This is a genomic window from Janthinobacterium sp. ROICE36, assembly GCF_002869965.1.
Classification (GTDB): domain Bacteria; phylum Pseudomonadota; class Gammaproteobacteria; order Burkholderiales; family Burkholderiaceae_D; genus Janthinobacterium.
The window spans coordinates 12,757-26,582 of record NZ_PEBS01000041.1 but is presented as its reverse complement, the minus strand read 5'-3'; the positions used below and the strand labels follow the sequence as shown (position 1 = coordinate 26,582).

14 protein-coding genes are annotated in these 13,826 nt (G+C 63.1%); 7 read left to right on the top strand and 7 right to left on the bottom strand.

Translation table 11 applies throughout. The features are described from left to right. Positions 1-100 precede the first annotated feature (100 nt). Positions 101-940 (top strand): NAD(+) diphosphatase, encoded by an 840-nt coding sequence (nudC, locus tag CSZ94_RS17025; protein WP_102122616.1) that lies wholly within the window; start codon positions 101-103, stop codon positions 938-940. 74 nt (positions 941-1,014) lie between these two features. Continuing rightward, positions 1,015-1,581: a GTP cyclohydrolase I FolE gene (gene folE, locus CSZ94_RS17020; RefSeq protein WP_102122597.1), complete on the top strand. Its 567-nt coding sequence runs from the start codon at positions 1,015-1,017 to the stop codon at positions 1,579-1,581. Between the two features lie 47 nt (positions 1,582-1,628). On the opposite strand, the gene CSZ94_RS17015 is transcribed toward folE, so the two are convergent. Further along, positions 1,629-2,465: an AraC family transcriptional regulator gene (locus CSZ94_RS17015; protein ID WP_102122596.1), complete on the bottom strand. Its 837-nt coding sequence runs from the start codon at positions 2,463-2,465 to the stop codon at positions 1,629-1,631. A gap of 169 nt (positions 2,466-2,634) precedes the next feature. Between CSZ94_RS17015 and CSZ94_RS17010 the strand changes: the two genes are divergently transcribed. Continuing rightward, on the top strand, positions 2,635-3,066 hold the full coding sequence (locus CSZ94_RS17010) for a hypothetical protein (protein WP_102122595.1): 432 nt from the start codon (positions 2,635-2,637) through the stop codon (positions 3,064-3,066). Here CSZ94_RS17010 and CSZ94_RS17005 read toward each other — a convergent pair. Beyond that, a complete protein-coding gene (locus CSZ94_RS17005) occupies positions 3,060-3,425 on the bottom strand; it encodes a hypothetical protein (RefSeq protein WP_102122594.1) in 366 nt (121 codons plus the stop codon). The two genes, CSZ94_RS17010 and CSZ94_RS17005, sit on opposite strands and share 7 nt — an antisense overlap. A gap of 73 nt (positions 3,426-3,498) precedes the next feature. After that, positions 3,499-3,927, bottom strand: a complete 429-nt coding sequence (locus CSZ94_RS17000; protein ID WP_102122593.1) for an EamA family transporter — start codon at positions 3,925-3,927, stop codon at positions 3,499-3,501. A gap of 289 nt (positions 3,928-4,216) precedes the next feature. Between CSZ94_RS17000 and CSZ94_RS16995 the strand changes: the two genes are divergently transcribed. Next, positions 4,217-5,857: a methyl-accepting chemotaxis protein gene (locus CSZ94_RS16995; protein WP_102122592.1), complete on the top strand. Its 1,641-nt coding sequence runs from the start codon at positions 4,217-4,219 to the stop codon at positions 5,855-5,857. A gap of 1 nt (position 5,858) precedes the next feature. Here CSZ94_RS16995 and CSZ94_RS16990 read toward each other — a convergent pair whose 3' ends face one another. Continuing rightward, entirely contained in the window at positions 5,859-6,281 is a 423-nt protein-coding gene (locus CSZ94_RS16990) for a hypothetical protein (protein WP_102122591.1), read from the bottom strand. Between the two features lie 179 nt (positions 6,282-6,460). On the opposite strand from CSZ94_RS16990, the gene CSZ94_RS16985 reads away from it, so the two are divergent. Next, on the top strand, positions 6,461-7,165 hold the full coding sequence (locus CSZ94_RS16985) for a glutathione binding-like protein (protein ID WP_102122590.1): 705 nt from the start codon (positions 6,461-6,463) through the stop codon (positions 7,163-7,165). On the opposite strand, the gene uraH is transcribed toward CSZ94_RS16985, so the two are convergent. Further along, complete coding sequence (uraH, locus tag CSZ94_RS16980) at positions 7,162-7,572, bottom strand: hydroxyisourate hydrolase (RefSeq protein WP_102122589.1); 411 nt, start codon at positions 7,570-7,572, stop codon at positions 7,162-7,164. The genes CSZ94_RS16985 and uraH overlap by 4 nt on opposite strands. A gap of 11 nt (positions 7,573-7,583) precedes the next feature. Next, complete coding sequence (locus tag CSZ94_RS16975) at positions 7,584-8,078, bottom strand: GlcG/HbpS family heme-binding protein (protein WP_102122588.1); 495 nt, start codon at positions 8,076-8,078, stop codon at positions 7,584-7,586. Positions 8,079-8,216: 138 nt separating this feature from the next. On the opposite strand from CSZ94_RS16975, the gene CSZ94_RS16970 reads away from it, so the two are divergent. Beyond that, on the top strand, positions 8,217-8,927 hold the full coding sequence (locus CSZ94_RS16970) for a heavy metal response regulator transcription factor (protein ID WP_102122587.1): 711 nt from the start codon (positions 8,217-8,219) through the stop codon (positions 8,925-8,927). Then, positions 8,924-10,324 (top strand): heavy metal sensor histidine kinase, encoded by a 1,401-nt coding sequence (locus CSZ94_RS16965; RefSeq protein WP_102122586.1) that lies wholly within the window; start codon positions 8,924-8,926, stop codon positions 10,322-10,324. Before CSZ94_RS16970 ends, CSZ94_RS16965 begins: the two co-directional genes overlap by 4 nt. On the opposite strand, the gene CSZ94_RS16960 is transcribed toward CSZ94_RS16965, so the two are convergent. Beyond that, the gene (locus CSZ94_RS16960; protein WP_258001045.1) at positions 10,321-13,659 is read right to left on the bottom strand and encodes a DEAD/DEAH box helicase; all 3,339 of its coding nucleotides are present in this window, start codon (positions 13,657-13,659) and stop codon (positions 10,321-10,323) included. The two genes, CSZ94_RS16965 and CSZ94_RS16960, sit on opposite strands and share 4 nt — an antisense overlap. Positions 13,660-13,826: the final 167 nt, after the last annotated feature.

The window sequence follows — 13,826 nt, the reverse complement described above, 5'->3', positions numbered from 1 at the left end:
CATGGCGCAGGAATGCTTGCTTTGCAGCCCGGCCGCTGCTATGCGCGCAGGCGTCCGGCAGCGGGAGTATGATGAGCAACCTTTACAATTGATTTTCAGCATGCTGCAAACTCCCGATGCCTTTGTCCCCCTGATCGATGCGCCCGAACCGGCCCCGGCCGCTACCGAGACGCTCACCTTTGTCTTTCACCGCGGGCGTTTGCTGTTGCGTACGCCCGAGCTGCTCCTGCCCACTGCCGCCGAGGCGGCGGCGCTCGAGATTGACTTGAGCGGCGCGCAGCCAGTGGGCCTGTGGCAGGGCCGCTATTGCCAGACCGTCTGGACCGATGACGAGCTGCTGCCCGCCGATAGCACCCTGGCGTATCACGGCATGCGCTCGCTGTTCCATGCCGTCGACGATGGCTTCCTGGGCCTGGCCAGCCGCGCCGTGCAACTGGCCGAGTGGGCGCGCACGCACCGCCATTGCGGCGTGTGCGCCACGCCCATGCGGCGCACGCGCGGCGAACGCTGTTTCACGTGCGCCGCCTGCGGCATGCTGGCGTACCCGCGCATTTCGCCGGCCATGATGGTGCTGATCCGCAAGGGCGACTCCGTGCTGCTGGCCATGCACAAGCATTCGCCATCGCAGCGTTTCAGCCCGCTGGCCGGTTTCCTGGAAGCGGGTGAATCGATCGAGGAAGCCGTGCACCGCGAAGTGATGGAAGAGGTGGGCTTGCGCGTGCACAATCTGCAGTACTTCATGAGCCAGTCCTGGCCGTTTCCCCATTCGCTGATGATCGCGTTTACGGCCGATTACCTCGATGGCGAGATCCGCCTCGACGAGAACGAAATCGCCGAGGCGCGCTGGTTCGGCCCTGGCGATGCCTGGCCGGAAGCGAGCTCCAGCGTGTCGATTTCGGCGCTGTTGGTGAGAGCGTACCGCCCGCCGGCAGTGTCGTAAAGCGGGGGCCGCCCGGGCAGCTTGCCGCATTTTCTATATACTGGCGGCAATTGCAAATTTTAGGGTGGTTTAGCATGTCTCAAGAAGAGTTCTCCGAAAACGACTGGCGCCGGCTGATCAGCAGCTTTGGCGAAGACCCGCAGCGTCCTGGCTTGCTGGAAACGCCAGCGCGCGTGGCCAAGGCGTGGAAGCACTGGACGTCCGGCTATGGCCAGAATCCGGTGGATTTGCTGAAAGCTTTCGAAGATGGCGCGGAACAGTACAACGAGCTGATCGTCGTGCGCGGCATTCCGGTCTACAGCCATTGCGAACACCATCTGGCGCCGTTCTTTGGCAAGGCCACCATCGGTTATGTGCCCAACGGCAAGATCGTCGGCCTGTCGAAACTGACGCGCCTGGTCGATTGCTTCTCCAAGCGCCTGCAAGTGCAGGAACGCATGACGATGCAGATCGCCAATGCCCTGATGGAAGTGCTGGAACCGAAATCGGTGGGCGTGGTCTTGCGCTGCCGTCACCTGTGCATGGAAAGCCGCGGCATCCGCACGCCGGGCGAAGAAACCATCACCTCGGCCATGCTGGGCGAGATGCAGCCGAACCTGGCGCTGCGCACGGAATTTCTGGCCCTGGCGCGCGAAGTCTGATGCTTTGAGTGACGATGCAAGACGAAGGCGGCGTGATGCCGCTTTTTTTATGTCCTTCCGGATTCCCGTTCCGCCAGATAGCGCGCCGGCGGCTTGCCCACCGCCTTGCGGAACATGGTGACAAAACCGCTGGTGTTTTCATAACCGAGTTCCAGCGCCAGCGCTTTCACGCTGTGGCCTTGCGCCAGCCCTTGCAGGGCAAGGATGACGTGCAATTGCCGGCGCCAACGGCCCACGCTCATGCCCATTTCTTGCAATGACTGCCGGGTCATGCTGCGCTCGCTCATGCCGATGCGGCTGGCCCATTCGGCCAGGGTGCTTTTATCGGCCGGCTGCGCCAGCAGCAGGGCGGCCAGACGGCGCAGGCGCACATCGCGCGGTATTGGCAAATGCAAGTCTTCCACGGGCGCGGCGGCCAACTCATCGAGCAGGGTGGCTACCAGGCGTTCCTGCGCGCCGTGCAGCGGGGTCAAGGGGGGAAAGCAGGCTGCCTTGGCGATCAGTTCGCGCAGCAAGGGCGAGACGGCCACGGTACAGCAGACGGCTGGCAATGCCGGCGCCATGGCCGGCTCGACAAACAGGCAATAGCACTCGGCCTCGCCCACGCCTTGCGCTGCATGCATCAGGCCGCCAGGTATCCACACGGCGCACTGGGGCGGCACGATCCACACGCCGCTTTCCACTTCGCAATGAATCACCCCTCGCGTGGCGTACAGCAACTGCCCCTTGCGGTGCTGGTGCGGCGCCTGCTCCGCATCTTCGCGCACGCTGGCCAGGCCCACGGCCAGCAGCGGACGCAGCACGCCATCGACGTCGAAATCGATGGTGATGGTGGCTGCGCCCAGGCGCGTCGAGAGCAGATCGGGCAAGAGGAGATGGGGCATGGAGAAAATTTGGCTGGATTGAATAATATTGTGGCCATTTTATGCAATGACGCGCAATGCCGCCAACGCTATCGTATGGGCATCCGCAGCCCCGCTTCAACGGCAACCGCCGCCGCCCGTGTTCTGATGAAGGTGAGGAGGAACGGCAACCCCCTTGAAGGAGTCTTACATGCAACTCGATATCACCGATTTCCCCCTCGTCTGGATGCGCCGCGACGGCGCTGCAGGCAGCCACGACGATGCCTTGTTCGCCCAGTTCGAGGCGCTGCTGGCGCGCCAGCAGGCGTTTGTCATTCTCAGCGAAGACGGCCTGGACGAGGACGGGCATGCGCACCCGCAGGAAGAGCGCAAGCGCGCCGTGCTGTGGATGAAGCGGCACAAGGCCGCCCTGCGCGCGTATATCCAGGGCATGGTGCTGGTCGAACCGAGCGCGGCCAAGCGCCTGGCGGGCAAGGCCTTTGCCGTCATGTTCGGCCAGTTCTGGGGCTATCCCCTGCATTTCGGCACCAGCCGCGACGACGCACTCGACATCGCGCAGCATTTGCTCAGGGCGTGGCTGCCGCCGCAACTGCCGTCAGGCAACACGGCTATGCATCAGTAGCGATATTCGTTGACGAAATGTTTTGTAAAATTGTACTTGCTGCCGCCGTCGAGCAGGTCGACCAGGCGTTTCGGCGCCGAGGCCGACATGAAGGCGTCGGCCGCGCCGCCCGTGCTGCGGAACTTCATGCCGGGGCTGAGGATCTGGTTGGCGCCGATTTTCAGGTGCTGGAAGCTTTTCGTCTTTTCATTGTTGAGGATGAAGTGCAATTCCTGCTTGAACGTCAGGAAGGGAATCTTCAGCCACCAGCCTTCATCCGTGCCATAGCTGGCGACGCTGGCAAAATGCGTGTTCTTGTCCGTCAGGGTGGGTTTGCCCAGGCGGTCGTTGATGCGTTTCATGGCTTCATTCTTGGTCATGCTGTTCTTTCGTGATTCGATCTATGCGGCGTGCATTCTGACACAGGCGTGCCGCTGCGTGCCGTGGAATGTTTTACAGCAGCAGAATCAGCGAGCCGAGCACGATCAAGCTGCCGCCGGCCGCCGCTTTCAGGGTGAACGGTTCGCCCAGTACCAGCCAGCCGGCCAGCATCACCAGCGCCACGCTGAGCTTGTCGACGGGCGCCACCAGCGAGACGGGGCCCAGCTGCAGCGCGCGGAAATAGCATAGCCACGACAGTCCCGTGGCCACGCCCGAAGCGATCAGGCAGGTCCAGCCCACCCAGTTGCCCCCGCTGGGGCGCTGCCACTCCGCGCGCAGCGAGATGATGGCCGCCGTCACCAGCAGAATGACGCCCGTGCGTATCAAGGTGGCCATGTTGCTGTTCAGATGGGCCACGCCCAGCTTGCCCAGGATGGCAGTCAGGGCCGCAAATACGGCCGACAGGATGGCAAAGCCTTGCCAGGTAAAAGTGGTCGACATGGGACTCCCTGCACGGTGAGCAATGGCAGTGACTGTAGCGTAAAAACATCGCGGCCGCTGCCAGCATTTTTATTGCAACGCAACATCATTTCTCATCAATTGTCGCAACCCATTAACAACACCGGACAAAAAACATTTCTTCTCAGCATTGTAAAAAATGGTAGTTCGGGCGTATGCTGGAGACGTCTGAACGGTGCCGCCAGAGCGCCGTCGCCGCCGCATTCCTGGCCTGCAGAGCTGGAAGCAGGCCACGCCCCTTCGCCGCACAATAGAGAGTTGGAGACACAGCATGAAAAAATTGACCTTCCAGCAGAAGTTATGGATTCCCCTGATTTGCAGCCTGTTGTGCATCGCCGTTATTTTTGTCTACAACGCCCTGGAAATTCGCAAGATCCGTATCGAAGAGCGCAGCGCCGACCTGAGCAATGCCGCCGACCTGGGCCTGGGCGCCGTCAAGATGTTCGGCGACCTGGCCTCCAGCGGCGCCTTGACGAAGGAAGAAGCGCAAAAGCAGGCCACCGCCGTCATCAAGAGCATGCGCTTTGGCGAGACCGGTTATTTGTCCATCATCAACCTCGATGCCGTTGTCGTGATGAATCCTGCCGCGCCGCAAACCAACGGCAAGAACATGTCGGATTTTAAAGATGCCAACGGCACTTATCTGTACCGCGACATCGTTGCCGTCGGCAAGAGCGATGCGGGCAAGGGCTTCGTCCACTATTATTTCCCCCGTCCGGGCCAGAAAACCCCCGAGCCGAAGATGAGCCGCGTGGTGGCCTACAAACCGTGGGCCTGGACCGTGGTGGTGGGCGTGTACATGGACGATATCAACGCGGCCTTCCGCCAGTCGCTGATCACCTCGCTGGGCGTGCTGTTGCTGGTGTGTGCGCTGCTGGCCGCCGTCGTCGTGGCAATCAACCGCAGCCTGCGCCATGCGCTGGGCGGCGACCCCGAGTATGCAGCCCATGTGGCGGCACAGATCGCCAACAACGACTTGAGCGGCAACGTGCGCACGCACGCCAACGACCGCCATAGTGTGCTGTACGCGATGAAAACCATGCAGGCCAACCTGGTCGATGCGATCAGTGAAATCCGCTACAGCGCCGAGACGATCGCCACGGCATCGAGCGAGATTGCCAGCGGCAATATGGACTTGTCGGCACGCACGGAAATGCAAGCCAGTTCGCTGGAAGAAACAGCGGCCTCGATGGAGGAGTTGACCTCGACTGTGACACAAAACGCGGGCAACGCCGTGCAGGCGAATGAACTGGCGCAGTCCGCTTCCGCCGTGGCGCGCCAGGGCGGCGCCGTGGTGGCGCAAGTGATCGGTACCATGGACACCATCAATGCCTCGTCGCGCAAGATCGTCGACATCATCGGCGTCATCGATGGCATCGCCTTCCAGACGAATATCCTGGCCTTGAACGCGGCGGTGGAAGCGGCACGGGCAGGTGAACAGGGGCGCGGCTTTGCCGTGGTGGCGTCGGAAGTGCGCAACCTGGCCCAAAGGTCCGCTGGCGCGGCGAAGGAAATCAAGGAACTTATCGGCGCTTCCGTCGACAGCATCGCGGCCGGCAGCACCCTCGTCGCACAGGCGGGCACGACCATGGATCAGGTGGTGGCCAGCGTCTCGCGCGTGACCGACATCATGGCCGACATCACGGCCGCGTCGCACGAGCAAAGCACGGGCATCGGCCACGTCAACCAGGCGATCACGGAAATGGATAGCGTGACGCAGCAAAATGCGGCACTGGTGGAAGAGGCGGCGGCAGCGGCGGCCAGCATGCAGGACCAGGCGGCCGTGCTGGCGCAACTGGTGGCGCGCTTCAAACTGTCGGTGCAGGAGCCGGGGACGGCGCCGCGCCTGGTGGCCGCTGGCGCACCACGCAGCGTGGCGAAAAAGCCGCTGCGCAGCCTGACGACGCGCTGATTTACTGGGCCGCCGCCGCTGGCGGTGCCGGCTCGAATTCCAGCTTGTCATCGACGACCACGAATTGCCCGACCGGCTGGCCCAGGTCGGCTTTCGGGTCGTTTTCCATTTCCGTCAGCGCATTGCAGGTCGTCGTTTCCGCCTGCCACAACTGCTTGCCCATGCGGATATTCCAGCGGCCATCGCCGGCCGCGAACAGCTCGACCTTGATGTCGGCGGGTGCATCGGTCGCCAGGATATGCAGGCGCTGGCATTGCGGCAGATTGGTGGCCATCAGCTGCACTTCCACAGTATCTTGCCAAAAATAACGTTGCTGGCGGCGCACGGTCAGGGAATGGTCCTGGCCGTCGAACAGATAGATGGCGAAATCCTGGACACAGCCTGAGAGCAGGATGGACAGCATGACGATCAGGAGTTTGCGCATGGTCGGCTTTCTTGGTTGGTGCTCTGGAATGTCGGGATGCCTGCGTGACGGGGCGAGTGAAAGCTTGCGCCGCCTGGGCGCCGTCTTGTTTTTCGCTTACGTGGCATTATATCCATGCACACCAGTTGCGGCGCGACAATAGTAACGCCCGCCCTATGCCAACGAGCTGAAAGACGACGATGATCGACCTGTATTACTGGACCACGCCCAACGGGCACAAGGTGACGATGTTCCTGGAAGAAGCAGGCATCCCCTACAACATTCTTCCCGTGCATATCGGCAAGGGCGAGCAATTCACGCCCGAGTTTCTCGCCATCGCGCCCAACAACCGCATCCCCGCCATCGTCGACCAGGCGCCGGAAGATGGCGGCGCGCCCTTGTCCCTGTTCGAGTCGGGTGCCATCCTGCAATACCTGGCCGAGAAAAGCGGGCAATTCCTGCCGGCGGACGTGCGCGGGCGCGCCGAGGTCATGCAATGGCTGTTCTGGCAAATGGGCGGACTGGGTCCCATGGCGGGGCAGAACCACCATTTTTTGCAATACGCACCCGAACCCATCGACTACGCCATCACGCGCTACGTGAACGAAACGAACCGTTTGTATGGCGTGCTGGACAAACGCCTGGCGGACCGCGCTTTCGTGGCCGGCGACACGTATTCCATCGCCGACATGGCGATCTACCCGTGGATCGTGCCGCACGAACGCCAGCGCCAGAAGCTGGAAGATTTCCCGCACCTGGCGCGCTGGTTCGCGGCCATTGCCGCCCGTCCCGCCACCGTGCGCGCGTATGCCCGCGCGGCCGAAATCAATGTCCAGCCCACCGTCAGCGGCGACGCGAAAAGCGTGCTGTTCGGCCAGACGGCGAAAACTATCGGCTCGGTTTAATTCCCCCGGTAAGTAGAAAAGCCGAAAGGACTGAGCAGCAGTGGAATGTGATAGTGCTGGTCAGTCTTTTCCACGTGAAATTGCACGGGGATTTCCGGGAAGAATGTTTCCTGTTTCAGTCGCGCATAGTGTTCGCCCGTCTTGAAGACGATGCGGTAGTCGCCCGCCTGCATGGGGGTCTGCTCCGGATACATGGCCGCGATGCGCCCTTGGGCATTCGTCACGGCGCTGCCCAGCTGTTTCCAGTCATTGCCCTGCTTTTGCTCCAGGGTCACCGTCACGCCCGCCGTCGGCTGGCCGCTTTGCAGGTCGAGGATGTGCACGCTCAAGGGATTGGCGGCGGCCAGGGCCATGCTGGACAGGCTGGCGAAGGCCAGGGCGGTGGTGATTTTTTTCAGGTAAGTCATCGTTGTGTCTTTCAAAGGGTGGGGGAATCGAGTTCAGGGAGGGCCGCCAGCGCAGCCTGGGCGCAGGCCCGGTCTGGCAGGGCGCCACCGCCACCGGCGACGCCGATGGCGCCGACTACTTCGCCCTTGGCTCGCAAGGGCAGGCCGCCGCCCAGCAGCAACAGTTCCGCCAGTGTCGTCAAATTGGCCATGTCGGGATTGCTGCGCGCGGCCGCGGCCAGCGCCTGGGTATCGTTTTTCGTGGACAGGGCAGTGTAGGCCTTGCGCCGGCTGGCCTCCGTGTTGTGCGGCCCGACGCCATCGGCGCGCTGCACGGCCACGATATTGCCGCCACGATCGAGCACGGTGACGACGATATGTCGCCCTTGCGCCTGGCAAGCGGCCATGGCCGCATCGGCTAGCTTGTTGGCTGCCGCCAGCGACAGGTCATTGATACTGCGCAATTGCGCGTGTGCGGGACTGGCTAGCAGGCACAGCAGCGTACTGCCGAAAATAAGGGTTTTCATCTGGCATCCATGGAATAAGGTGGCGCCAGTATGGCCAGTGTTACCCTACGAGAAGATGATCGCCGCATGACATTTTTATCATCCGCACGCCATATCAGCGCGCGTAAAATGGTTTTATATTCCTATTAGAAAGCCGCCATGCGCATCCTGGTCATCGAAGACGAACCGAAGACGGGCGACTATCTGTTGCGTGGCCTGGCCGAATCCGGATTTACAGTGAGCCTGGCGCGCAACGGCCGCGACGGGCTGCACCTGGCCGGCACGGAGGCGCCCGATTTGATCGTGCTCGACGTCATGCTGCCCATCATGGATGGTTGGCAAGTCTTGCGCGCGCTGCGGCTGCAAGAAGGCGGCGCGGACGTACCCGTGATTTTCCTCACCGCGCGTGACGAAGTGCAGGACCGCGTGAAGGGGCTGGAACTGGGCGCCGACGATTACCTGGTGAAACCGTTTGCCTTTGCCGAGTTGGTGGCGCGCATCCGCACCCTGCTGCGGCGCGGACCGCCACGCGAAGACGAGGTGATCCGCATCGGCGACATGGAAATCGATGTGATGAAACGCAAGGTCAGCCGGCAAGGCCAGCGCATCACCCTGACGGCCAAGGAATTCGGCTTGCTGCATTTACTGGCGCGGCGCCAGGGCGAAGTGCTGTCGCGCTCCATCATCGCCTCGCAAGTGTGGGACATCAATTTTGAGAGCGATACCAACGTCATCGACGCGGCCATCCGCCGCCTGCGCAGCAAGCTCGACGACCCGTTCGAACCCAAGCTGATCCACACCTTGCGGGGCATGGGCTATGTCTGCGAATTGCGCGCGCCATCCGCTCCCGACAGCGGCGCCGCCGCATGAAGCTGGCGGAACTGCGCCGTTCGCTGACCCTGCGCGTCACGCTCGTGTTCGTGCTGATCGTGGCGTTGGTCTCGGCCGGGCTGGGCATGCATCTGTACCGCTCGTTCGTCGCGGAAATCGAGCGCCGCGACGACATTTTGTTGCTGGGCAAACTGCGCCAGATCCAGCAGTTGCTGGGTAATGCGGGCACCCTCGATATCATCCGTGAACGGCCCCAATATTTCCGCGACACCATGAGCGGGCAAGAGAATTCCTTGGTCCGCATCGTGCGCGCCGATGGCACGCGTTTGATCGATGTCAATCCGCATGGCGAGACGGTGGCGCATGCTGTTCCCGTGGCCGTCGATGCGCCTGTTACGGCGGCCGCCATCGTCAGCTGGACCAGCCGCGACGGCTATCCGGCCCGGGTGGTGGCGGCCAGCGCGCGCATTGGCGACCCTGCGCAGATGGCCGATATTGCCGTTGCCCGGGTGTACGGCGACCGCACTGCCATGTTTGCCGCCTACCGGTGGCAGATCGTCGTGTCGGTGGCCATCAGCGCGCTGGTGGCGGCGATACTGGCCAGCGTGATGCTGCTGCGGGGGCTGCGGCCGTTGCGCAATATCGCCGCCCATGCGGCCCTGGTGCGGCCCGGCAAGCTGGGCCAGCAGCTGGAGGCGCGCGGCGCGCCGACGGAACTCTTGCCTTTGATCCAGGCGCTCAACGCCATGCTGGCGCGGCTGCAGGAAGGCTATGCGCGGCTGTCGCAATTTTCCGCCGACCTGGCGCATGAATTCCGCACGCCCGTGACCAATCTGCTGGGGCAAAGCCAGGTGATGCTGGCCCGCCCCCGCAGTGCGCAAGACTATGAGCAGCTGGTGTCGTCGAATGTGGAAGAGCTGGAACGGCTGTCGCGCATGATCGACAGCATGCTGTTTTTGGCGCGCGCGCAGCAGGATGAAATGCTGCTCGTCAAGCAAGTCTTGCCCGTGCAGGACGAGTTCTTGCGCCTGGCCGATTTCTTTGAAGGCCTGGCCGAAGAGCGGGGGCTGGCGCTGGCCTGCCACGGCAGCGGCGCAGTGACGGCCGAGCCGCAACTGCTGCGCCGCGCGCTGGGCAATTTGCTGTCGAACGCGATACGCCATGCGGCACCGGGCAGCACGATTCTGCTGCGTGCGCATACGACGAACGAGGGCGTGGAATTGAGCGTGAGCAACCTCGGCCCCGCCATCCCCGCGCGCCATTTGCCGCACCTGTTCGAGCGCTTTTACCGCGCCGACCCGGCCCGCAGCGATTCGGCCGCTTCCACAGGCCTGGGGCTGGCCATCGTCACGGCCATCATGCAATTGCATGGCGGCAGCGCGAGCGTGGCGTCGGATGCGGCCGCCACGACGTTTACCCTCGTTTTCCCCGTTTAGCCCATTTCGACAAGAAACTCATGCATGCCCGTATGCGGCAACTGCGCGCAGGCGGGCGCAAAATGCGGCAACTTCCCCCACAGCAAGGGGTTGCCGACGATGTACACATAGTGTTGCGCGCGCGTCAGGGCCACGTTGAGCAGGTTCGGCGTGGCCGCCGCCCATAGCGCGGCGCCGGCCGTGCTGTCGTCGGCGCCGAGGATCAGCATTACCACGCTTTGCTCCTTGCCCTGGAAAGTGTGCACGGTGCCCACCATCTGGCTGCTCCACTGGCGCAATTCGCGCGCCGCAGGCGCTTTGCCATAGCCGAGGCGGCGGTCCCAGTCCATATCGATGATGCGCGAGCGCAATTCGTTGCGCACGGCCTTGAACGGCGTGATCAGGTACATCTCAGGCAGCTTGCCGTCGCGACGATACAGTTTCAATAGCACTTCCAGCACGAAATCGAGCTGCATGGGCAATACCTGCTTGTAGCTGACGGGGCCGATGGCGTCGATCCAGCGGCTGGAACCGCGCGTCAGGCCGCGCGCGCCGGCTGGCGGCGTGCGTTCGCTCAAGCCGTAGACCATCTTGTCTTCATAGGCGATGCTGTTGGCCAGCGAAAACATCGGTTCCACACAGCGGCGGTGCACGCGCAGGGGGCTGCCTATCCACAGCGGCTGGGTGCTGCCGGCGCCGACGACTGCGCCATAGCGGTTGGCCTTGTCCGCCAGCGTCTGCACGGATACGGAAGTCGGCGCGTAACTGCCATCCTGCGTATGCGGCGACAGGGCGGACAGGGCTTGCACGAGGCGGCCCGGCACCGTGAACACGGCTTCGATCTGCAGCGGGTCGCCCACGACGACAGCACGTTTTGCGCGCCACAGGCTGCCCAGCGCCGCCTGCGGTACGGCCTGGCCCGCTTCATCGATGAACAGCCAGCCCAGCGATTCGGGGCCCATGCCCTGGAACTGGCGCGCGAACGAGGCGAACGTGGTCGACACGACAGGCACCACCATGAACAGGCTGTGCCAGACCATGGCGATGTGCGATTGGTCGTAGGCGCGCTTGTTTTTCAGCAATTTCGATACGGCCAGCAAGTTGCCGCCAAAGCCGGGACCGCCCTTCTTCGCCACTTCCGCCAGCCACGCTTCATGCAAGGCCAGGGCCTTGGCGAACAGGCGCGAGCGCAGGCGCGCCAGCGCCGGTTCATGCCACAGGCCGGCTATCTGCAGCGTGTCGCCGTCCAGCTCGTCCAGGGTGGCCGGCGTGGCGATGGTAGGGAAACGCATGCGCGCGCGGCGCAGCAGTTCCGTGCTGTCATCCCATTCGCGCTGGCGCGACTGCGCCGTGCGCAGGGCGATGTGCAGGCTGTTGCGGGCCCGCTCGCAGCGCGGTTCCAGCTCGCCTTTCAGCAGCAGCTTGATGGCGGACACGTCGCGCGCGGCCTGGCGCTGTGCCTCGGCATTGGCGATGACGGCATCCTTGTAGGCGCGCGCCGGGGCCGTGCGGAACAAACGGGCAAAGAAACCGGGCTGCGTCAGCGCCACCAGGCGCTCTTCTTCCAGCAATTCCTTTTTGCTGGCGAGCAGGGTGTCCTGTTGCGCCAGCGCAGCGGACAGGGCGCCATTTGCCGCATTCATCTCTTGCTCGGCAGCAATCAGCGCTTGCTGGCTGGCCTGCATGAAATCGGCTTCCGTGCAAGTACCCACGGCTTGCCACAGGGCTGCGTACTGGGCGTGCTCGGCCAGGGTCTTTTCCACCAGGTGTTCCGTCTCGCGAAACTCGCGCGCCGCCTGGGCGAAGCTGACGCCCTGGTAGCTGGCCAGCCATTGGCGGATATTTTGCGCGTTCGGCGTCTTGCGCGCCGTGGTTTTATCCCAGTCGTCGTCATAAAAATTGCTGATGAAGCGGCGGCGGTTGGCGCTATTGCCCAGCGCACAGGACATCAAGCCCCATGGCGCCTCGGTTTCGTCCAGAGTGCGGTTGGCGCCATTGCCGTCGGCCACGACCCGGCGCGCCACGCTTTCGAAATAGCGCGTGCGTGCCCATTCCTTGCCCAGCTGTTTCGGTTTCGGCAAGTCACCGGAAATGTTTTCCACCGCCGCATTGTTCGACGAGGCGACGACCATTTCAAAGCCCGTCAGTTCGGGCCGCAAGCGGGCGATGGTGATCGGGTCACGCACGCCTTCGAAGGCCACGGCCACCTTGCCGATGAAGGCGTCGCCAGCGCGGTCCAGACAGGACAGCACGCTGGCGCGGCGCACGATGTTGTCGGCGAACAATTCGCGCAACAAGGTCGTCTTGCCCGTGCCGGGCGGGCCGTTGACGGAAAAGATGCCACGTTCGCTCAAGCCCGTGCGCGCGCCGTGGATGGCGAACTGTTGCATCAGGCTCATGGCGTAGCTGGCGTCTTCCAGCCAGTGTCCCCGGTTCATATTGGCCGGGTTGAGCATGGCGGCCAGCGCCTGGCGTCCGTCCGGGCTGTAGAGGTCGATGCGCTCATCCTGCGCCAGCGGCGTCAGATAGGCGGCCACCGTTGCGGGCAACTTGCCGCCACGCAAGGCGCGGATGATTTGTTCCAGGTCGTCGAGGTAAAAACTGTTGAGGATATCGATCGATGGTTCCACCGCGTCGCCGAAGTCCAGGCTGCGATTCTGGCTGGACTCAAGCGTATCGGCTTCCGTTACGGCGGCGCGTTTCTTGCGCGTGCGCAATTCCAGCACGGCCAGCGGCTGGCCGGCGGACGGGTGGAAACCGGCCCAGTCGCGCAGCAGGTCGGCCAGGGCCGCGATTTCCATGCCGGACAGGGGCGACGAGACATTGCCCGCCTCGTCGGTCACTTGTTGCGGGGCGCGGCTTGCCGCGAAATTGCGCAAGCTGTCTTGCAGCACCAGCTGGCTGTCGCTGAAGGCGTCCAGGCTCAGGCCGGACCAGTCCGGCGTACGCGCGCGACTCAGGGCCCACGGCAAGGTCGAGACGGACACGGGATCGAACTGCGGCTCGCCCAGCGCATTCAGGGACAGGCGGGCAAAGCACGAGCGTCCCAGCAGCTCTGTTTTTTCTGTTTCGGCCAGGTTTTCCGGGCCGTTGGCCGGCGGACAAGCCTTGTTGATTTCCGCCTTGTCGAACACGCCGAGGAACAGGGAAAAGCCGTCGACCTCGCGCTCGGACGGGACTTGCCACTGCGTGGCGAACTGCAGCGGCAATTGCGCCAGCTGTTCGCGGTGCAGGAGACGCACGGTGGACGGGTCTTCAACGTCCGTGATTTGATTCAGGTCAAACGGGATAAAGAATTCGATCTTGTGCCAATACTCCAGGATAGCCAGGAGGCGCTGCTGTTCTGCCTGATTCATGATGACCAATATTTTGTAAAGCGAGCGAGGATTGTAAAGCGTATGCGCGCTGCACGTTTTGCACTTTCGCCTATTGCGCGGGCTTTGCCGCAAAAAAAGTGCAGTTTGCAGACGAAAAAAAGCCAGGCAGCAACTTCCTGCCTGGCTTGCACGTCTGGAGGTGTTGC